Origin of the sequence: Terrirhizobium terrae (genome assembly GCF_030323265.1) — a bacterium.
Lineage (GTDB): Bacteria > Pseudomonadota > Alphaproteobacteria > Rhizobiales > Rhizobiaceae > Neorhizobium.
This window is the reverse complement of sequence record NZ_CP104992.1, coordinates 2,846,118-2,866,255: the sequence shown is the minus strand read 5'-3', so window position 1 is coordinate 2,866,255 and position 20,138 is coordinate 2,846,118. Positions and strand designations below refer to the sequence as shown.

The 20,138-nt window shown below is 61.4% G+C and carries 17 protein-coding genes and 3 pseudogenes; 14 read left to right on the top strand and 6 right to left on the bottom strand.

Annotation, left to right across the window (positions count from 1 at the left end):
* Positions 1–276 precede the first annotated feature (276 nt).
* Positions 277–486: a hypothetical protein gene (locus tag N7E02_RS21950; protein WP_286579727.1), complete on the top strand. Its 210-nt coding sequence runs from the start codon at positions 277–279 to the stop codon at positions 484–486.
* 188 nt (positions 487–674) lie between these two features.
* Entirely contained in the window at positions 675–833 is a 159-nt protein-coding gene (locus tag N7E02_RS21945) for a hypothetical protein (RefSeq protein ID WP_286579725.1), read from the top strand.
* Between the two features lie 71 nt (positions 834–904).
* On the opposite strand, the gene N7E02_RS21940 is transcribed toward N7E02_RS21945, so the two are convergent.
* Positions 905–1,234, bottom strand: coding sequence for a hypothetical protein (locus N7E02_RS21940; RefSeq protein WP_286579724.1), 330 nt, complete (start codon positions 1,232–1,234; stop codon positions 905–907).
* A 328-nt stretch (positions 1,235–1,562) separates the two neighbouring features.
* On the opposite strand from N7E02_RS21940, the gene amn reads away from it, so the two are divergent.
* From amn to vapC, 3 genes are read left to right on the top strand one after another with little or no spacing between them, the layout of a single operon-like run.
* Positions 1,563–3,065 carry an AMP nucleosidase gene (amn, locus tag N7E02_RS21935; protein ID WP_286579722.1) on the top strand — a complete coding sequence of 501 codons (1,503 nt, stop codon included), beginning with the start codon at positions 1,563–1,565 and terminating at the stop codon, positions 3,063–3,065.
* A 58-nt stretch (positions 3,066–3,123) separates the two neighbouring features.
* Positions 3,124–3,363: a type II toxin-antitoxin system VapB family antitoxin gene (locus N7E02_RS21930; RefSeq protein ID WP_286579720.1), complete on the top strand. Its 240-nt coding sequence runs from the start codon at positions 3,124–3,126 to the stop codon at positions 3,361–3,363.
* On the top strand, positions 3,360–3,752 hold the full coding sequence (vapC, locus tag N7E02_RS21925) for a type II toxin-antitoxin system VapC family toxin (RefSeq protein WP_286579719.1): 393 nt from the start codon (positions 3,360–3,362) through the stop codon (positions 3,750–3,752). Before N7E02_RS21930 ends, vapC begins: the two co-directional genes overlap by 4 nt.
* A gap of 3 nt (positions 3,753–3,755) precedes the next feature.
* Here vapC and N7E02_RS30120 read toward each other — a convergent pair.
* Positions 3,756–4,723 (bottom strand): annotated as a pseudogene (locus tag N7E02_RS30120) (lysylphosphatidylglycerol synthase transmembrane domain-containing protein).
* A gap of 98 nt (positions 4,724–4,821) precedes the next feature.
* Here N7E02_RS30120 and N7E02_RS21910 point away from each other — a divergent pair.
* From N7E02_RS21910 to N7E02_RS21895, 4 genes are read left to right on the top strand one after another with little or no spacing between them, the layout of a single operon-like run.
* Positions 4,822–5,841: a glycosyltransferase family 2 protein gene (locus N7E02_RS21910; RefSeq protein ID WP_286579715.1), complete on the top strand. Its 1,020-nt coding sequence runs from the start codon at positions 4,822–4,824 to the stop codon at positions 5,839–5,841.
* Positions 5,825–7,336, top strand: coding sequence for an ArnT family glycosyltransferase (locus N7E02_RS21905; RefSeq protein WP_286579714.1), 1,512 nt, complete (start codon positions 5,825–5,827; stop codon positions 7,334–7,336). The genes N7E02_RS21910 and N7E02_RS21905 overlap by 17 nt, the downstream gene beginning before the upstream one ends.
* A 15-nt stretch (positions 7,337–7,351) precedes the next feature.
* On the top strand, positions 7,352–8,680 hold the full coding sequence (locus tag N7E02_RS21900) for an ArnT family glycosyltransferase (RefSeq protein WP_286579713.1): 1,329 nt from the start codon (positions 7,352–7,354) through the stop codon (positions 8,678–8,680).
* Positions 8,650–8,901: a hypothetical protein gene (locus N7E02_RS21895; protein WP_286579712.1), complete on the top strand. Its 252-nt coding sequence runs from the start codon at positions 8,650–8,652 to the stop codon at positions 8,899–8,901. Before N7E02_RS21900 ends, N7E02_RS21895 begins: the two co-directional genes overlap by 31 nt.
* Positions 8,902–8,904: 3 nt before the next feature.
* On the opposite strand, the gene N7E02_RS21890 is transcribed toward N7E02_RS21895, so the two are convergent.
* The gene (locus tag N7E02_RS21890; RefSeq protein WP_286579711.1) at positions 8,905–10,272 is read right to left on the bottom strand and encodes an aspartate aminotransferase family protein; all 1,368 of its coding nucleotides are present in this window, start codon (positions 10,270–10,272) and stop codon (positions 8,905–8,907) included.
* Between the two features lie 80 nt (positions 10,273–10,352).
* Here N7E02_RS21890 and N7E02_RS21885 point away from each other — a divergent pair.
* Both N7E02_RS21885 and N7E02_RS21880 read left to right on the top strand, forming a co-directional pair.
* A pseudogene (locus tag N7E02_RS21885) lies at positions 10,353–11,683 on the top strand (glutamine synthetase family protein).
* A gap of 173 nt (positions 11,684–11,856) precedes the next feature.
* Entirely contained in the window at positions 11,857–14,205 is a 2,349-nt protein-coding gene (locus N7E02_RS21880; RefSeq protein WP_286579710.1) for a mechanosensitive ion channel family protein, read from the top strand.
* Positions 14,206–14,220: 15 nt separating this feature from the next.
* Here N7E02_RS21880 and N7E02_RS21875 read toward each other — a convergent pair whose 3' ends face one another.
* Positions 14,221–15,159 carry a diacylglycerol/lipid kinase family protein gene (locus N7E02_RS21875; RefSeq protein ID WP_286579709.1) on the bottom strand — a complete coding sequence of 313 codons (939 nt, stop codon included), beginning with the start codon at positions 15,157–15,159 and terminating at the stop codon, positions 14,221–14,223.
* A 240-nt stretch (positions 15,160–15,399) separates the two neighbouring features.
* Here N7E02_RS21875 and N7E02_RS21870 point away from each other — a divergent pair.
* The 3 genes and pseudogenes from N7E02_RS21870 (at position 15,400) to N7E02_RS21860 (ending at position 18,399) form a co-directional block, all read left to right on the top strand.
* Positions 15,400–16,619, top strand: a pseudogene (locus tag N7E02_RS21870) (MFS transporter).
* 216 nt (positions 16,620–16,835) lie between these two features.
* Positions 16,836–17,852 carry a zinc-binding alcohol dehydrogenase family protein gene (locus N7E02_RS21865; RefSeq protein WP_286579708.1) on the top strand — a complete coding sequence of 339 codons (1,017 nt, stop codon included), beginning with the start codon at positions 16,836–16,838 and terminating at the stop codon, positions 17,850–17,852.
* 130 nt (positions 17,853–17,982) lie between these two features.
* Positions 17,983–18,399 carry a DoxX family protein gene (locus N7E02_RS21860; protein WP_286579707.1) on the top strand — a complete coding sequence of 139 codons (417 nt, stop codon included), beginning with the start codon at positions 17,983–17,985 and terminating at the stop codon, positions 18,397–18,399.
* A gap of 87 nt (positions 18,400–18,486) precedes the next feature.
* On the opposite strand, the gene N7E02_RS21855 is transcribed toward N7E02_RS21860, so the two are convergent.
* On the bottom strand, positions 18,487–19,098 hold the full coding sequence (locus tag N7E02_RS21855; protein WP_286579706.1) for a L,D-transpeptidase: 612 nt from the start codon (positions 19,096–19,098) through the stop codon (positions 18,487–18,489).
* Positions 19,099–19,210: 112 nt separating this feature from the next.
* On the bottom strand, positions 19,211–19,873 hold the full coding sequence (locus N7E02_RS21850) for a pentapeptide repeat-containing protein (RefSeq protein WP_286579705.1): 663 nt from the start codon (positions 19,871–19,873) through the stop codon (positions 19,211–19,213).
* Positions 19,874–20,138 lie beyond the last annotated feature (265 nt).

Sequence of the window (20,138 nt, the reverse complement as noted above, 5' to 3'; positions counted from 1 at the left end):
GTTTCAGCGGTGACTGAAAAGATTGTCGGCGAGGTGGAACAGGCTGCACCCCTATCGTTGGGATCAGGCAAGCTCCGATGTCTGCACGAGGCGGCACCGGAGACCATGCCAACGCACAGGAGGCAGACATGATGTCCAAGCTCTTCACCGTTACCGCCCTATCCATCGGACTTGCCGCCGGCGGCGCAGCTTGCGCAATCCGGAAGCTCGGGCGGCGGATCATCATCCGGAACTGCGACAGGAACCGGCACGACCCAAGGCACCGGTGCGTCATCGATGGGCAATGCGGACGGCACGAGCGGCAGCCCGACGCATCTCGACGGCAGCACGACCAACAGCATCAATGGCAATTCCGGCATGAGCAATCAGGACAGTCAGGATATGCAGGGCGATAAGCCGGGCACGAACTGCGGCACCACCGGCAGCATGAGCGGCTCGTCAACCACGACTTCGCCTGACAGGATGGCGAATGGCACATCCTGTTAACGGGGCCCTCATCTGACCACTATCTCGACTGCCGGGCCTTGTGTCCGGCAGTTTCCTTTTGTCTGAAGGGTTTCACCGACGTTTCAACCCGAAGTATCGGCGCTCCCTGAACAGACAATGAATTGAGCGCTCAGTCTTCATACAGCTCAACGCCATTATTCTGCCCCTATTGAAACGGGGACAAGATCATGCCGACCATCGCCCGCCGCCTTACCATTCTCACGCTGATGATGTCGATCTTCGCGATCTCCTTCGCCGCGTTGGCAATACATAACCCGCGCAATATGGCCTGCCCCGCCGGGAGCCTTGGCCTCAGCCTCTCCAGCCAGTGTGTCACAGTGTTTTAAGGCTGGCTCGACGTGGGAAAACCCGGCCGCTAGGCCGGGCTTTGTGATGTGGGCGCGGCGCCGTCCAGGATTTACCTGACGTAAACGACCCTGTCGCCGTTTCCGGCTGTGCTGATGGCGACGACATTATCCGTCTGCACATCCTGCGCCTCGAGGCTGGCGTAAAGGGCTGCGTCCGACTGGATTTCGTCCTGAGCCTCGGAGATCATCTGGGGAGAAGGATTGCGAACCTGATAGGGAACCGCATTGTCCGACGCGTCATCTGATGCCGGCGGGAGGAAAACGACTGAAACATCCTTGGCTACCGGTGCCATCTCGAATGCGGATTGCGCATAGGCGGCACCTGCCAAGGACGAGCCCGAGATAAAGGTTGCGAGAGCAAGAACGAGTCTATTTTTCATCTTTGGTCCTTTCCTGACAACTTCTGCTCACAGGGAGCGATAGGGCAACCCCGCACAGCCAAAGATCGTTCCAGAAAAAACATTAAAAACAACATTTTAGCGTTCCAACACAATCAACAGCCATTTCATCAATGCCTCGTGATAGCGATCGTTACCGGGCCCGCCGATGCCAGCACTTCGGCAAATCTCCCACGAAATCCGGTTACGGGTTAGCCAGAGAAACGCGATCGCGAGCCACTTCCGTGGAATTGGGTACTACTGGCAAGGACGCCACCGTGATGCATGTTATCGTCGATTGATTGTCATGAAGTTCCACCTATAATGGCGCATGAACACGCAGAATCTCTTCCCTTTCCCCCTTTCCTTCATCAGCCCTAAGGCCGTCGAGCCGCAGGTTTTCGACAATGCGGTCGATGCCGTGGATGCACTGACGGCGCTTTACGAGCGCAATACCGGCTTCCTCATCGAAGCCTTCGGCGCCCTTGCCAAAGGTGCGGCCGTGACCGGTCGCTACCGGGCCTGCTATCCGCAGGTCTCGATCGAAACGACCTCTTTCGGTCACGCGGATTCACGCCTCTCTTACGGCCATGTGACCGCGCCAGGCGTCTACACGACGACGATTACGCGTCCGAAACTCTTTCGCCATTACCTGATCGAGCAGCTCGATTTGTTGATGCGCAATCACAGCGTTCCGCTGATCGTGTCGGAATCGGCGACGCCGATCCCTTTGCATTTCGCCTTCGGTGAAGGTGCCCATGTCGAGGCTTCGGTCAGCAATGCGATGGCCGACATCCCGATGCGCGATCTGTTCGACACGCCGGATCTCAACAATACCGACGACCTGATCGCCAATGGCGAATACGAGGCGCCGGCCGGCGAGCCGGCACCGCTCGCGCCCTTCACCGCGCAGCGCATCGACTATTCACTGGCCCGCCTCAGCCACTACACGGCGACGGGTGCCGAGCATTTCCAGAATTTCGTGCTCTTCACCAACTACCAGTTCTATATCGACGAGTTTGCCGCCTGGGCACGCAAGATGATGGCGGATGGCGGCGAAGGCTACACGGCCTTTGTCGAACCCGGCAACGTCATAACGCTTGCTGGCAGCGACAAGCCCGAGACCGCGCCGATCACGCGCATGCCGCAGATGCCGGCCTATCACCTGAAAAAGGATGATCATTCGGGCATCACGCTGGTCAATATCGGCGTCGGCCCCTCAAACGCCAAGACGATCACCGACCACATCGCCGTGCTGCGTCCGCATGCCTGGCTGATGGTCGGCCACTGCGCCGGCCTGCGCAACAGCCAGCGGCTCGGCGACTATGTGCTCGCTCATGCCTATGTCCGGGAGGACCATGTTCTCGACGACGACCTACCGGTATGGGTGCCGATCCCGGCACTCGCCGAGGTGCAACAGGCACTGGAAAGCGCCGTGGAGGAAGTCACCGGTTACGAAGGCTTCGAGCTGAAGCGGATCATGCGCACAGGTACCGTCGCGACCATCGACAATCGCAACTGGGAACTGCGCGACCAGGCAGGCCCGGTGAAGCGCCTCTCCCAGTCCCGCGCCATTGCGCTCGACATGGAATCGGCGACGATTGCGGCCAATGGCTTCCGCTTCCGCGTGCCCTACGGCACGCTGCTCTGCGTCTCCGACCGGCCGCTGCATGGCGAACTCAAGCTGCCAGGCATGGCGACCGCCTTCTACCGTAGCCAGGTCAGCCAGCACCTGCAGATCGGCATACGCGCCGTGCAGAAGCTCGCCGCCATGCCGACGGAGACGCTGCATTCGCGCAAGCTCAGAAGCTTTTACGAGACGGCGTTCCAGTGACGTTGTGAGAAAACCCGAGTTAGTGTATGAGTTTCGCGCTAATCACCGAGGTTTTCCGATGCGCATCACGATTGATATCGATGAGTCAGTACTCAACGAGGCGATGGCATTGTCTGGGCTTTCGACTAAAAAGGCTGTCGTCAATGAAGCCTTGAAGGAGTTGGCTGCTCACTATGGCCGCCTACAGGCATGGGAAAATCTGAGGGGCATAGGCTGGGAAGGCGATCTGGACGAAATGCGTCGTGATATCGATCCGGACGAGCCGCTTCTTCCCGATCACCAAGACGCGGCGGAATGATCGTCGTCGACAGCTCGATCTTAATTGACAGATTCCGAGACATGGAGACGCCTGAGACGGTTGCACTTCAGGAAAACCTGAAGGCGCGCACCCCCATCTTGATCGGCGACATCGTACTTCTGGAAGTGCTACGCGGTGCGCGAAACGAGCGGCACGCGGAAAATGTCCGTCGGGAGATCGAGAAATTTTTCTTGGTACCGATGCTCTCCACCGATCTCGCCATCAAAGCTGCGCGGCACTATCGGATACTGAGGGAGCGCGGCAAGACCGTCTACAAGACGCCTGACCTTATTATCGGCACCTATTGCATCGAGCACGGGTACAGTCTTCTTCAAAGGGACAAGGACTATCTGCCGATGGCCGAGCATCTAGGCCTGAAGCTCGCATAGCCCCTACCCCTTCCCTCTCGCCGTAAACAGCGACAACGCGGTGCCGATCAGCGATGACACGATCACCAACAGGTGCGTGTTGACCGCCGCCTGGCCGAGTTCTTCCAGTGGCAGGCCGGTTGCGGGGGCGCCGAAAGCGATGGCGCCGGCGCTGATGCCGGCGGGATAGGTGCCGACGCCCGCCGGTGCATGGACCGGCAGGACGGAAGATAACTCGCCGCCGAGCGCACCGCCGAAGCCCGGACCGATCGAAAGTCCGCCCAACAGGGCGAGCACCCAGGCGAGTACGGCGATCTTTGTGAACCAGTTGATCAGCGTGGCACCCCAGGCGCGGGCAAAGGCCTTGGCATCGTTGGGCAAACCCGCCTCGATTTCGGCCAGCAGCTTGTCCGCCTTTGCCGGGAGCATCCTGGCCCCGAGCTTCAACGCCCAGCCGCGCAGCGCAAATCCGACTGCAGGCAGGATAAGGAAGAGCAGCCACAGCCCCTGGCCCAAAGTGCCCCACCCTGGTCACCGGTCTGCAGCACGAGACCGATGCCCGCTGCAGCGAGCAGCGCGTGCAGGTCAAAGAGCCGCATGACGAAAAGCGCTGCCGTGCCGCGGGCGAGCGGCAGGTCGAATTCGCGTTTCATCAGCAACGGGAAGCTCGCTTCGCCTGACCGGAAAGGCAGCATGATGTTCAAAAGATTGTGGACCTGGGTCAGGCGCAGCAGCGTGCCGAAACGTCCGCCGGTCTCCTTCGGGAAGTAATCATAGATACGCCAGGTGCGCAAAACATAGGTGGCAAGAAGCGCAAGAAGGGCCGCAAGCGCGGAGCCGAGACCGGCCGCCTCCCACAGTGCCAGCACACTTCCCCAGCCCCATACCCACTGGATGAAGGCGGCGTAGAGGATAACGATCGCGAGCGTCAGGAGCGTCATAGCATTACGAATTATCCATGCTCTGCGGCTGGCAACGGGATAATTCTTCATATACTAGGAGCCCCAATACGATATTTCGGGTCGATCAACATGAAACGGGCATCCTTTTCGATGCCGCTCTGCGACCCCGCTTCTAGGAGAAACACAAGGTGCGTACAACAGCAGAGTCGGTCACCCGCCTCGTCGAGACGCCCAACCCGGTCGAACTGTCGCTGGTCGTGCCGCTCTTCAACGAAGAGGAAAGCGTCGGCCCGCTGATCGAGCGGATCGTCGCCTCGATGGCCGCCTATCCGCAAAGCTGGGAACTGATCCTCGTTGACGACGGCAGCACGGATGCGACCGTCGTCAATGCCAAGACGGCCATAGGCCGGCCGGGCCTCGACCTCAAGATCGTCGCACTTCAGCGCAATTTCGGCCAGACGGCCGCCATGCAGGCCGGCATCAACCAGGCCCAGGGCCGGCTGATCGCGACGCTCGACGGCGACCTGCAGAACGATCCCAAGGACATTCCCACCATGGTGGCGGAGCTCGAGCGCCGCGAACTCGACCTGCTGGTCGGCTGGCGCAAGAACCGCCAGGATGGCCTGTTGCTGCGCAAGGTTCCCTCGTTCATCGCCAACCGGCTGATCGGCCGCATCACCGGCGTGCGCCTGCACGACTATGGCTGCTCGCTGAAGATCTATCGTTCGGCGGTCATCAAGCAGGTGAAGCTGATGGGCGAGATGCACCGCTTCATCCCGGCCTGGGTAGCGGGCGTCGTGCCGAGCTCGCGGATCGGCGAAATGCCGGTGACCCACCACGCGCGCCAGCACGGCGTGTCCAAATACGGCATTTCCCGCACATTCCGGGTCATTCTCGATCTTCTGTCGGTGATGTTCTTCATGCGCTTCAAGGCGCGGCCGGGTCATTTCTTCGGCTCACTGGGCCTTGGCCTCGGCGCGCTGTCGGCATTGATCCTGTTCTATCTGTTTATCGACAAGTTCATCATGGGCAACGACATCGGCACCCGTCCGCTGTTCATGATCGGCGTCATGCTGTTTTTGTCCGCCGTTCAGATGATCACCACCGGCATCCTGGCCGAAATGATCGCCCGCACCTATTACCGGGAAGACACCGCCCTCAGCTACATCGTTCGAGAGGTCTTCGAGGGCGATGCGTCGCATTCGTGACGCGCTCATAGCCCGACCGGAGCGCGTGCTCTGGCTGATCGCGGCCTATTATCTGGTCGCGATCCTCGTGCGCGTGCTGCGCACCGATGGCCTGCAGAGCGACGAGGCAGAACAGCTCTTCCAGTCGCAGTTTCTGCTCTGGGGATATGGTCGCCAGCCGCCGTTCTACAACTGGCTGCAATATGGCGTCATCCACCTGATCGGCCCATCGATCTTCGCGCTCTCGCTGGTAAAGAACGGTCTGCTTTTTCTCGCCTGCCTGTTCTATGGGCTTGCTGCCCGGCAACTCAGCGAGCGGAAGGAGCTTTCCGCCGCCGCCATGCTAGGCGTGCTCGCGCTGCCGACCGTGACGATACTGGCTCAACGCGACCTCAGCCATGCGGTCGCCACCCTGTTTGCCGTCTCCTTCTTCCTGTACGCTTTCTTCGGCGCCCTGACGCGGCCAACCCTCTGGCGCTATGCGCTGACCGGTGTGGCGATCGGCATCGGGGCGATCTCCAAGTATAATTTCGTCGTTCTGCCCGTAGCGGCCCTGCTCGCCATCCTGCCGGAGGCGGAGCTGCGCCGTCGGCTGTTCGACCGTCGGCTGTTTGTAACGATCGTGATTGCCGGACTGATCTGCCTGCCGCACGCACTCTGGGTCCTCGGCAATTTCCAGACGGCAACGGCTGGAACGGTCAGCGCCCTGCGCGACGAGGCAACCGGCAATGTCGTACTGGATCGCCTGAGTGGCGTCCTGGAACTCGGGTCTGCGGCCGTCACCGGATCGCTGGTGCTGATCGCATTCCTGTTCATCGCATTCGGGCGCAGCCTCATCGACGGATGGAATATCGAGACCGTCTGGACACGGGTGACCGGCCGCATGTTCGTCATCTGCCTTGCTGCCATCGGCTTGATCGCGGTCGGCATGGGAGCGACGACAATCAGCCAGAAGTGGCTGTCGCCGTTCCTGTTGCTTCTGCCTCTTTACCTTTGCCTGAAGATCGAGGCTGCCGGCGGCTTTGCAAGACGCGTCGACGGTGTAGCGCGAATGGCGCCGCTGTCACTCGCTCTCGCCTTCGGCTTCCTGCTTTATCTTACGGCCGGCAACGTGCTCGCGCCCGTCATCAACCGCTATTCCAAGGACAGCCTGCCTTCGGTCACCTTCATCAGGCAGGTCCTCGCCGAGCCCCGTCAGCCAGAAGGGCCCGACTTCATCGTTGCAGGGAGTGCGGCGCTTGGCGGCGCGGCACGGATCGCAGCGCCCGAGGCCGAGGTTCGCCTGTCGAGCTTCGTCCAGGCAAACAGCATCACCGGGAAGACAGGTCTGGTCATATGGCCCACGTCTGATGCCGTGACGCTACCTGCCGCGCTCGCAGCCTATCTGCAGGATCAAGGTGTCGATACCCGCGACATTTCGCCGAAGGTGATGGATGTCCCCTATGCCTATTCGCGCGGCCAGAAGACGGAAGCCTTCAGCTACGCATGGGTGTCCCGCCCGCCAGCCCAAGACTGATCGCCGGAGAACCCCTTGCCCAAGTCAGCCAAGTCCGTTGCACCCCATACCCCGTTGCAAGCGCGCTGGGCCGCCGACCGGCTGGGCGAAGGACGCACGCTCCTTGTCGTTCTGGCAATCTATTTTGCCGTCAATATCGCGGTACGTCTGATCCTGCCACACGGGCTCGAGCTCGACGAGGCGGAACAGACTTTCATGTCGCAGTGGATGCTGGCCGGTTACGGCTCGCAGCCGCCCTTCTACAACTGGCTGCAGCACGGGGCGATCAATATCTTCGGCATGTCGCTCCTGACGCTGGCGGGCCTCAAGAACGTGATGCTGTTTGCCGCCTACGCCCTCTACTATCTTGCCGCGCGGCAGGTGATGGACGACAAGCGGCTGGCGGTGATCGCCGCACTTGGCCTTCTGACCATTCCGCAGGTTTCCTTCGAGGCACAGCGCGACCTGTCGCACACGGTCGCGGCGATATTCGGCTCCTCTCTTTTCCTCTATTCGCTGCTCAGGCTGCTTTCGGCGCCGTCCTTCGTCGCTTTCCTGCTGTTCGGCATTGCGACCGGCATCGGCGGCATCACCAAGTATAATTTCACCATCGTGCCGATCGCTGCCGGTCTCGCCGTGCTGATGGACCGCGACATGCGCAGGGTCGCGCTGAACTGGCGCCTGCAGCCGGCCGCTGTACTGGCACTCGCCATCATCGCGCCGCATGCCCTCTGGCTTCTCGACAATTTCCAGGCTGCCGGCGGTCATACGATGAAGAAGCTCGTCGACGAGGATACCGGCTTCCTTGCAGGCCTCGCGCATGGTTTCGGCTCGCTTATCCTTTCCACGCTGGGCTTTCTGGCCCTGACGCTCCTCGTCTTTGCGGCCGTCTATCGCGAGCATCTGATGGTGATCGTTAAAGCCGGCAGCCCCTGGACGCGTCTTGTCGGCCGCATTCTGGCCCTGTCACTGGCGCTGATCGCGCTGATGATCGTGTTCGCCGGGCTGGAAAACGTGCGCGACCGCTGGCTCACACCGATCCTGCTGGTCGCTCCGCTCTATCTCGCGCTCAAGATCGATGCCGCCAAGGTGCCTGCCATGCCGGGGCTGAAGCGTCTCTGGATCGTGGCAGGAATCATCATGGTCCTGATCCCTTCCGTGCTGTTCGGTCGGGCGGCGATGGACCGGATTGGCGGCAAGTACGGATACGTCAACATCCCCTTTCCTCGTTGGCTCGGGCAGTGGCCGAAAAGGCGGAAGGCGCCAATACCGTCATCGTCGCTTCCGATGGCCAGCTGGGCGGCAACATGCATTACAACCTGCCGGACCTGCCGGTGCTCACACAGCGGCCGCCGACCGGCATGACACCGCAGTCGCTGAACGATTTCGACCGGATCGTGCTCGTGTGGCGCAAGACCGATGGCAGCCCGCCGCCGAGCTTCGACGAGGAATTTTCCGACTATCTGCGCCAGCAGGGCATCACGGTCGAGCCGCAGGCTATCGCGATCGTCGGCTACCCCTATCAATGGGGCCGCCCGGGCGACCAATATCGCTTCGGCTATGCAGTTATAGACCTCAAGAAGTGACGATCACTCCTTGACCGTATCACGCAAATGATCCAGCGCGTGCCGCAGCTTTTCTGCCATCTCGTCGATTTCCGAACGGCTGATCGTCAGCGCCGGTGAGGCCAGCATGCGGTCGCCAGTGGCGCGCATGATAAGGCCGTTCTCGACGCAGTGATTGCGCACCAATGAGCCGATATCGTCCGGCTTGGCGTAGCGCCTGCGGGTGGATTTATCGGCGGCAAGCTGTAGCCCGCCGATCAGGCCGATGTTCTCCGCCTGGCCGACGATCTCGTGGTCTTCCAGGCTCTTCCAGGCGGAAGCGAAATACGGACCAATATCGTCGCGTACGCGCTCGACAAGGCCCTCTTCCTCGATGATGCGGAGGTTTTCGAGCGCTGCGGCGGCGGCTACCGGATGGCCGGAATAGGTAAAGCCGTGGGCGAAGTCACCGAATTCGTTGATCATCACCTCGGCCACGCGATCCGACACCAGCACGCCGCCGATCGGCAGATAGCCGGAGGATAGGCCCTTGGCGATCGGCGCAAGATCCGGCTCGACACCAAAATGCTGGTAGCCGAACCAGCAACCGAGGCGACCGAAGCCGCAGATCACTTCATCGGAAACCAGAAGGATGTTGCGGGCCTTGCAGATGCGGGCGATCTCCGGCCAATAGGTCTCCGGCGGAATGATGACGCCACCCGCGCCCTGGATCGGTTCGGCAACGAAGGCGGCGACGCGATCCTCACCCAGTTCGTCGATCTTGGCTTCCAGCTCACGGGCGACCTTCAGGCCGAATTCGGCAGGCGAAAGATCACCGCCCTCGGCATACCAGTAGGGCTGGCCGATATGATGCACGCCCTCGATCGGCAGGTTGCCCTGTTCGTGCATGTGTTTCATGCCGCCGAGCGAGGCGCCGGCGACGGTGGAGCCGTGATAGGCATTCTTTCGCGCAATGATTTGCGTCTTTTCCGGCTTGCCGAGCGCCTTCCAGTAGACACGGGCGATGCGGAACCATGTATCGGTCGCCTCGGAACCCGAATTGGTGAAGAAGACGCGGCTCATCTTGCCGCCGGTCTTCGAGGCGATCTTCTGGGCGAGCAGCGTGGTCGGCGGCGTCGTGGTGCCGAAGAAGGAGTTGTAATAGGGCAATTCCTGCATCTGCCGGTAGGCGACTTCGGCAATCGACTTTCGGCCGTAACCGACATTGACGCACCAGAGGCCGGCAAAGGCATCGAGATATTTCTTGCCGGTGGAATCGAAGATGTGGACGCCCTCGGCCCGTTCGATGATGCGGGTGCCCTTGGCATTCAGCTCCTTCATGTCCGAGAACGGATGAAGGTGGTGGGCGGCATCGATGGCGGCGAGATTGGAAAGGGCGGGCTTATCGTTCATCGCAGTTCCTCAGGCCTTGATTGTATGCGCAATTCTTATCGGTTACGAACGAGGTTCCGCAACCATCGAGATGCCCATTGATGACCGATAGCATTGAGCCCCACATCGAAATCCTGCTCGTCGGCATGAATGGAGACCTGCGCGGCAAGCGCATTCCGATCTCGAAGGAAAAGAAGGTGTGGGACGGCACCGTTCGCCTGCCCTCCTCCACCCAGTCGCTCGACATATGGGGCGACGATAATGACGATATCACGGGCCTGTCGCTTTCCGTCGGCGACCCGGACGGGCAGTGCATTCCCGACCGGCGCAGTGCAGCGCCGATGCCCTGGGGGCCGGAGGGTTCGACCCAGGTGCTCGCAACGATGCACGAGTTTTCCGGCGAGCCGAGCTTTATGGATCCCCGCGCGATTCTGGCCGGCCTGCTCAAGCGCTTCGACGACAAGGGCTAACGCCGGTCGTGGCGACGGAGCTGGAATTCTATGTGGTTCAGGACGACTGGCGCGAGACGGGCCGCCCGACCCCGCCGGCGAAGCTGATGTATCGCGGCGAGCCGAACGGTTTTCAGCTCTACGACATGGGCGCTGTCGATGCGCTGGACGACTATCTGCAGACGGTGCGCCACTGGGCGAAATTGCAGGATATCCCGGCCGACGCGACCACCGCCGAATTCGGCCCCGGTCAGTTCGAGATCAACCTTCTGCACCGGGCTGACGCGCTGGCGGCGGCCGACGACTGCATCTATCTGAAGCGGATCGCCGAACAGGCGGCGCGCAAGTTCGGGATGAAATCCACCTGCATGGCCAAGCCCTACGCCGATCACGCGGGCTCCGGCCTGCATGTGCATGCCAGCATCATCGATCGGGACGGCAACAATATTCTCGACGCCAGGGACGGCGATCCGTTGAAGCTGAAATCGGTCACGGCGGGTATGCTGAAGACGATGCGCGATGCGCAGCTGATCTTTGCGCCCTTCGCCAATTCCTACCGCCGTTTCCAGCCGGGATCATTCGCGCCGGTCGATATCGACTGGGGTTTTGGGCACCGCGGCACGGCCGTGCGTATTCCCGACAAGGATGGCCCGGCCGCCCGTATCGAACACCGCGTCGCGGGCGCGGATGCCAATCCCTATTTGCTGCTCACGACGATCCTCGGTGGCATGCTGATGGGGCTCGACGAGACGCTCGATCCTGGCCTGCCGACCGAGCCAGGCCAGGAGCCACCTGCCGGCACGAAGCGGCTCACCCATGATTTCCTGACCGCGGTGGATGACTTCTCCGCCTCGCCCTTCATCCGCGACGTCTTCGGCGAGCGCTACCAGAAGCTCTACGGCGACACCAAGCGCAAGGAGGCGATCACCTATCTGCGCACGGTCAGCGACTTCGACTACCAGACCTATCTGCCGCGGATCTAAGCGGACATCAGAGTTAGTACGCCGAAACTCCCGGAATGGTTACAGCTGTCACAGTCACATCTGACGCGCGACAAGCTTATTCGCCAGCTGTAATCTTCTGCTATAGATTGCAGGCGCAGCCTGTTTCACCGGCATGACTGGTGATGCGGCCAGCCTTGCTTGGGACGTCGGCCATGAGAACGATTTTTGCATTCCTTCGCGCCAGCCTTCTCGCGGTCGCGATGACTATTGCCTGGGGCTCGGCAACACAGGCGCAGGACGCGCCGCTGAAGATCGTCATCCATCCCGGCCAGAGTGAAGCGGATGTGCAGAATATCCTCGATCTCGCTACCCGCAGCAGCCGGGCCGTGACGGTGGAGGTCGGGACAGCCGCCGATGTTACTCCCGCCGCCGTTCCCGTATCGTCTCCAGCAGGCAAACAAGGTGCTGCAGCGCCGGTGCAGACAGCACAGGCAGCTAGCTCACCTTCGTCAACTGCCACAGCAAGCCCTTCGCAGACTGCCGCATCTCAATCGCCGGCACCCGTGGCAGCAGCGCCCTCGCCTGCGCCGATGATGCCGACACCGGAAATGATGGCCACAGACATGGGCATGGCCAAGTGGGGCCAATTTTCCGCGGCTTTCCTGCGTGGCGCATCGACGGCCCTTTCCAGCATCGACGACATAAAGCCGGCACTCTCCATGGCAGACGACCGGTTGATTGCGGAGGGCAGCACCTACGGCAAGACACTGGCCGTCACGCTTGCAAGCGTCGGCGCCGCTGCTGCGGCAACGCTTCTGTTCCGCGGCATTGTTTCCGGCCTGCTGTTCAGAGAGGCGTCGTCGCACATCGGCACCGTCCGTCCCTACCGCCACAGCCTGAAACGACTGGCTGGCGACATAATCTCGATCATCGTTTTCCTGGTCGTGGCGTGGTTTGCAATCAACACGATCGGCACTGCCGGAGCAACCACGTCGAAGGTGGCGCAGGGCGTCGTCACGGCCATCATCGTCGCCTCGCTCTACATCATGCTCGCTCGCCTGCTGTTCAAGACTGATCGTCAGGGACAAAGCCTCGTGCCGATCCGCCGGCCGCAATGGCATTTCCGCATGCTGGTGACCTACGGCGTGATCAGCGCCCTGCTGACGGAGACGGCGCGGCTGGCCGACAGTCTCGGAGTAGACCGGCTGATCATCGACGGCTGGTTCCTCAACGGAAACACGCTGCTGACGGTATTGAAACTGGTCTGGTTCATCGGTGGACGCAGCGAGATAAGAGACGCATTCGTCGGGCAGAACCCAGGGGTAATCCGCCGTGTGGCCGGAAACCTGCTGCCGGATTTCTACATCATCACCGCGCTTGGCCTCTGGCTGATCTGCGTGCTCTTTGCCGGCACTCCCAATAGTGCGCGCTGGGTGTTTGCTGCCGGCAGCACGCAGATCGCCCTGCTGGCGCTGCCGATCCTGGCGCTCGGTGCCCATTCGCTGATCGACGACCTGACCCGCCATCAGGAAAGCATCCACGGCCCCGGCCTCGGCTCATCGCTGCTTGCGAGCCTGCGCGTTCTTTGCGCCGGTGCGGTGTGGATCGGCGGGCTGCATCTGATCGCTACCATTTGGTGGCCATTCCTCGGTGGCGAGGCCGTGATGGCGACGAGCTGGGTCAGCTGGGTGGAACAGCTCAGCCTCGCAATCGTCATCAGCTGGGCGGTGGCAAGTTTCATCTGGCGCTATTCGGAGGCGCTTGCCCCCTCGCCCGCCGTGATGCTGCCGGGCCATGAAGACCAGAACGAAAAGAAGCAGACCAGCCGCCTTTCGACCGCCATGCCGGTCGTGCGCAACCTCGCGCTCGGCGGCGTGCTTGCTGTCGGTTCGCTGATCATACTCGGCTCGCTCGGCATCAATGTCGCGCCGCTTCTCGCCGGTTTCGGCGTGCTGGGCCTGGCACTGTCCTTCGGCTCGCAGGCACTGGTGAAGGATGTGGTCTCCGGCATCTTCTTCATCGCCGAGGATGCCTTCCGCATCGGCGAATATATCAGCACGGGCAACCTGCAGGGCACCGTGGAACAGATCGCCATCCGCTCGGTCAGGCTTCGCCACCACAACGGGCCGGTCCATACCGTGCCTTTCGGTCAGATCAGCTCGGTCAGCAATTTCAGCCGCGACTGGGGGACGATCAAGTTCCAGCTCAAGTTCGAGCGGGACAGTGATCCCGAGTTGATCCGAAAGACCGCCAAGAAAGTCGGCCTCGCCATGCTGGAGGATCCGGAATACGGAGCGGATTTCCTCGTGCCACTGAAGATGCAGGGCATTCAGGACATCAACGAGAACTCGATCGTGGTGCGCTTCAAGTTCACCTCGGTGCCGGGCAATCCGAGCATCATCAAGCGCGAGGCGATGAAGCGGCTGATCGCGGCCTGCAAGGCCGCCGGTCTGGAGTTTGCGTCGAATGCGGTAACAGTCAGATCGCGTGGAGACGGGATGCCCGACGATATGGCAGCCGCGGCGCAGGTGTTGCCGCTGGCGCCTGTTGCGACCGCGTAACGAAAGCGCGCTCGGTCAGATACCGCTGCCGTGCTGTTCCGTCAGCGTCTGCGGCGGCGCCTGATCGACGAGTACCTTCAACTCGCCGGCATGAATCTTGAGCAGGATGTCGCGCTCCATCGGCAATAGCTCGCCGTCGATGACGCAGCGGACATCCTTGCGATGGCGCGGGAAATGAAGCTCGAGTTCCGTCACGGTCATCGCGGTAACCGCCTCGTTGTCCTTAAGCCGGCCGCGCAGAATGTCGAGGGTGAGTTTCGCCACGCCGGCAGACGTCAGCGGATCGGCGATATAGAAGCCGAGATGGCCACGGGTGACGTCGTCGGCATACATCAGCGCGTCCTGGCCGAACTCGTTGTTGGAGACGGAGATCGCCGACACCTTGCGGTGGCCGGTCCTGCCCTCTGCGTTGAACTCGACCTCAAAGACCGGCGGGTTCAGCATGACGCCGATCGCGGCGCGCGTGCTGGCGCGGATCTTGCCGAGACGCGAGGCGAAATGCATGGAGTTGCGATAGCGCACCATGCGGGCGTGAAGACCGGCGGAAAACTGATGCACGAAGCTGCGGCCGTTAGCGCTGGCGATATCGACATCACGCACCTGGGCCTTGGCAAGGAAATCGAGTGCCTGCCAGATATCGAGCGGGATTTTGAGCGAGCGGGCGAAAAGGTTCATCGTGCCGGCTGGCACGATGCCGAGGGCGATGCCGTTCTTCCAAGCAATTGCAGAGGCGGCCGAGATGGTACCGTCGCCGCCGCCGGCGATCAGCCCTTCGACGCCGCGCATAGCAGCTGCCTTTTCCATCGTCTTGACGACCTTGTCGCCGGCCACGACATGGCATTCGATCTCGTGACCGGCACTTTCGAAGGCACGCAAGGCATGGGCGCAATAGGCGTCCATGTCGGTGGTGCGGAAGGTACCGCCATCGCGGTTGAATACGGCATAAAGGTTCATGTCAAAGGCTCGGATAATCTGGGCCGCGGCGGGATGAAAACGATTGTTCCAGCAAATGGTTGCGATGCTCACTATTATCAATGGGTGCACTGCAACATGATGACGGATGAGAAAATTGGCCGCAGGCAAATCCGCCCCTACCGCAGTGCACAATGACATGCTAACTTGACGATCATCACCTGACATCCGGCTGACGCGGTTCGTTCCCGCAGCCACTCCGCTTTCAAAAGATTTGACTTCATGACCGACAGCGCACCTTCGATCGATGCCGCACGCCGTGCATCCGACCATCAAACCCTTACGCCCCTCGCCATCCTTCTGATCGAGTTTGCCCTAGCCGTCGGCGGTTTCGGGATCGGCACCGGCGAATTCGTCATCATGGGCCTCCTGCCAGATGTCGCCGCAAGCTTCGACGTCAGCATCCCGATGGCCGGCTACGTCATCAGTGCCTATGCACTCGGCGTCGTCATCGGCGCTCCGGTAATAGCGGTTCTCTCGGCGCGGCTGCCGCGGCGGACGCTGCTTCTGGCGCTGATGAGCGTGTTTGCCATCGGCAACATCCTGTCGGCCATGGCGCCGGATTTCTGGTCCTTCACCATCCTGCGCTTCATTACCGGCCTGCCGCACGGCGCCTATTTCGGCGTCGCCTCGCTGGTCGCCGCCTCCATGGTGCCGCCGAATAAGCGGGCGCGCGCCGTCGGCCGCGTCATGCTGGGTCTCACCATCGCAACCCTGCTCGGCACGCCGCTCGCCACCTTCATGGGCCAGGTCCTCTCCTGGCACGCCGCCTTCTATCTCGTCGGCTTCATCGGCGCGCTGACCGTGGCGCTGGTCTGGTATTTCAAGCCGAAGGACAAGGTGCAGGAAGGTGCCAGCATCCGCCGCGAACTGAGCGCCTTCAGCAAGACGCAGGTCTGGCTGACGCTCGGCATCGCCGCAGTCGGCTTCGGCGGCATGTTCTCCGTGTTCAGCTACATCGCCTCGACCACGACGCAGACTGCCGGCCTTCCGGTGGCCCAGGTGGCCTTCGTGCTGGCGCTGTTCGGCATCGGCATGAATGTCGGCAATATCGTCGGCTCGCGCCTCGCCGATGTTTCGCTGAAGGGCACGATCGGCGGCTCGATGGCCTTCTATACGGTCGTCATGCTGGTCTTCGCCACCTTCGCCCATATTCCGGTCATGCTCTACATCACCGTCTTCCTGGTCGGCTGCGGCTTTGCCTGCGGACCCGCACTGCAGACGCGGCTGATGGATGTCGCAGCCGATGCCCAGACGCTGGCCGCCGCTTCCAACCATTCGGCTTTCAACATCGCCAATGCGCTCGGCGCCTGGCTCGGGGGCTGGTGATTTCCTGGGGCTGGGGCTTTGCCGCGACCGGTTACGTCGGTGCGGTTCTGTCCGCTCTCGGCCTCGTCGTTTTCGCGATCTCAGTCGCACTGGACAAGAAGCCGGCCTACTGACCGGCTCCCGACGGCAAGCAACAGATCAGGCCGCCCTCAAGGCGGCCTTTTCTTTTGATGACATCGTCCGGAGAGCGGCATGTCATCTCAGCCCGCGATGCCGGATGGGGCGTCTTGGCGCAATCCTTTCGGGCGCAATGGCTAAGAGGCGCATCCTTGCCCTCGATGCTTTTTGGCGCCATCTAGCGTTCCAGTACTGCAACGAAGGAGACATCCATGCGCGCCGTCGGCTTCAACAAACCGCAGCCCATCACCGCCGAGACATCGCTTCTCGACATCCAGCTTCCGGAGCCGGAAGCGAAGGGCCGCGACCTGCTGGTGGAGATCAAGGCCGTGTCGGTCAATCCGGTCGATACCAAGGTGCGCATGCGCACGACGACTGAACCCGGCCAATATGCGGTCCTCGGCTATGACGCGGCGGGCGTGGTCAAAGCGGTCGGTCCAGACGTAAAGCTGTTCAAGCCGGGCGACGAGGTCTACTACGCCGGCGCGGTCAACCGTCCAGGCACCAATTCGGAATACCATCTGGTCGACGAGCGGATCGTCGGCGCCAAGCCGAAGACACTGAGCTTCGAGGAGGCGGCGGCCCTGCCGCTGACCTCGATCACCGCCTATGAGGCGCTGTTTCACCGCATGAAGGTGCAGGACAAGATTACCGGTGCCTGGAACGCCGTGCTCGTCATCGGCGGCGCCGGCGGGGTCGGTTCGATCGCGATCCAGCTGTTGCGCGAGCTGTCCGACGCGACCGTGATCGCCACCGGCTCTCGGCCGGAGACTTTCGATTGGATCAAGCAACTCGGCGCCCATCATGTGCTCGACCATTCCAAGCCGATGGCGCCGCAGCTTCAACAGATGGCGATCGGTGCACCGGCCTTCGTCTTAATCACCACCCACACGGACGAGCATGTGAAGGACGTGATCGAGCTGATCGCGCCACAGGGCCGGATCTCGCTGATCGACGATCCGAAGGAGCCGCTCGACATCCGCCCGTTCAAGAGCAAGTCGCTTTCCGTCCATTGGGAAATGATGTTCGCCCGTCCCGTCTGGCAGACCGGTGACATGATCGAGCAGCACAAGCTTCTGAACCATGTGGCGGAACTGGTCGATTCCGGAAAGATCAAGACGACGCTTTCCGAGACGCTCGGCAAGATCAACGCGGCCAACCTGAAGAAAGCCCATGAAATGATCGAGAGCCAACGGACCAAAGGCAAGATCGTATTGTCCGGATTCTAGACTGTATTACACTTGAAATCCCTCTATGCGTGCAATTCTGCGGGATACTCCCTAAGAACCCGCGGAGTTGCAGCCGCCAGATGTATAACGGCTGCGCCAACATCAAGCGTACATTCAGGGGGATATGATCATGGCATCTGTCGAAACCGCGTCATACAGCAATCCGATCCATGCGCTGACGAGCTCGAACTGGTTCGGCCTTCTGGCGCGCATCGTGCTGACATTCGGCTTCTGGGGAAGTGGGCTCTCCAAGCTTATCGACTTTCAGGGCGGAGTTGCGGAGATGGCCCATTTCGGTCTCGAACCGGCCGTGGCCTTCAACATCGCGACGATCATCACCCAGCTAGGCGGCTCGGCGCTCATCATTCTCAATCGCTGGACATGGCTCGGCGCCGGCGCGCTCGGCGTGTTCACGGCGCTGACCATCCCGCTCGTGCACCATTTCTGGACCATGGAAGAGCCTTTCCGAACCATGGAATTCCACGTGGTGATGGAGCACATCACCCTGATCGGTGGCCTGATGGTCGTGGCGTGGAAATCCCGCTGAGAAAACATGAAAAAGCCCGCCGAGGCTGAAACGGCGGGCTTTCAATCGACCCGATCAGCTTCGCTAACCGGATCTGAATTGGATTGATCAGGCCTGGAGAACGACGACCTTGGCGCCGACCTGGATGCGATTGTAGAGGTCAATGACGTCGTGGTTCATCATGCGGATGCAGCCGCTCGACATGGCGTGGCCGATCGATTCCGGCTGGTTCGTGCCGTGGATGCGAAAATGGGTGTCATTGCCGCCACGGTAGAGATAGATGGCGCGTGCGCCGAGCGGGTTGTTCGGGCCGCCCGGCAGACCGCCGGCGAGCTTGCGGTAACGCTCCTCGCGGCGCTGCATGTTGAGCGTCGGGGTCCAGCTCGGCCATTCGGCCTTGCGGCCGACATAGGCATTGCCGGAGAGCGCCATGCCGGCGCGGCCGACGCCGACGCCGTAACGGATCGCCTGACCACCGCCGAGAACGTAGTAGGCGCGCTTGGCCGGTGTGTCGACGACGACGGTGCCCGGCTCGTAAGAACCGGCGAAAGCGACCTGCTGTCGGCGCAGCTCCGGCTTGATCTTGTCGAGCGGCACGCGGCGCATCGGGAACTCTTCGTCCGGGAGCGCGGCATAATTCTGCTGGTCATTATAGGTGGAGGCGCAACCGGCCAGCAGAAGCGGCAGGCCGGCCAGGAGGCCGCGGCGGGAAATCGGCATGAATCTGTCCTTGGTGCGTCGAAATAATGACGCAAGCTAAGGAGGTTATGGTTAATGCTTTGCTAACGGCGGGCGATGGAAATGACGTCCGTCAATACCTGTGGCAGTAAAATCAATCGTCTTCGCATGGCCATTGCGTCGGCTTCTGCAGGCCGGCAGGCAGCTTCGTATTGTCGTCGCCGCAGGACAAGGCAATCTGGTCCTGAGTGAGGCCGGTTGCCGCGGAAAGGTCGACACCCTCGATCCGTGTCAGGAAGAGGAAAGCGCTGGTAAAGTCGAGAGGCCCGGTGATTTCCGCCGTGTGAAACGAGGCGCGCGACAGATTGGCCATGGCAAAACGGACATTGCCGAGCTTTGCCTTGAAGAACAGGGCCCTGCCGAGTTCCGCCTTGGTGAAGTCGACATTGCTGAGCTCGGCCTCGGAGAAATTCGCCCGCTGCATTTCCGATGAGACGAAATTCGCTCCCGGTGCGGAAATGCCCGACAGGTTGCTGCGATAACCTTCCGCCCGTTCGAAATCGGCACCTTCCGCATCGGCGCCCGCAAGCGAGGCGCGCACCAGCATGGTCTTGTTGAAATTGGCCTTCTTTATATTGGTGCGGCTAAGATCGGTCATGCTGAGATCGGCGCCGGACAGGTTGGCGCCTTCGAAATTACCGCCATCGAGCATCAGCAGACGCTTCTTGCAGCCGCTCCAATCAATGCCGGGGCGCGGGTCGGCGCGGCATTCCACGGCGGAGGCCTCACCGGCGTAAAAGGCACCAAGAGCCAGCAAGGCGGCAGTCGAGCAAAGCCCAGCAATCCGCCCGCTAGCGCGCAAACGCCGTCTCGCGATGTCTCTGATCTCGTTTGCAACTCGTGTCATGGTCCAGCACAATCCCGAAGGTTCCCTCTGGAACATTAGCCCCCTTTCCTGTCCGGTTAAAGGGGAAGCTCAGTGACTTGATCATCTTAGCGATCAAGGATCAATGAAAGCGAGGCAAGGATCAACCCGGCCAGCTAGCAGCTACGCTGGCGGCCTCGGCATCTGACGGTAGCAA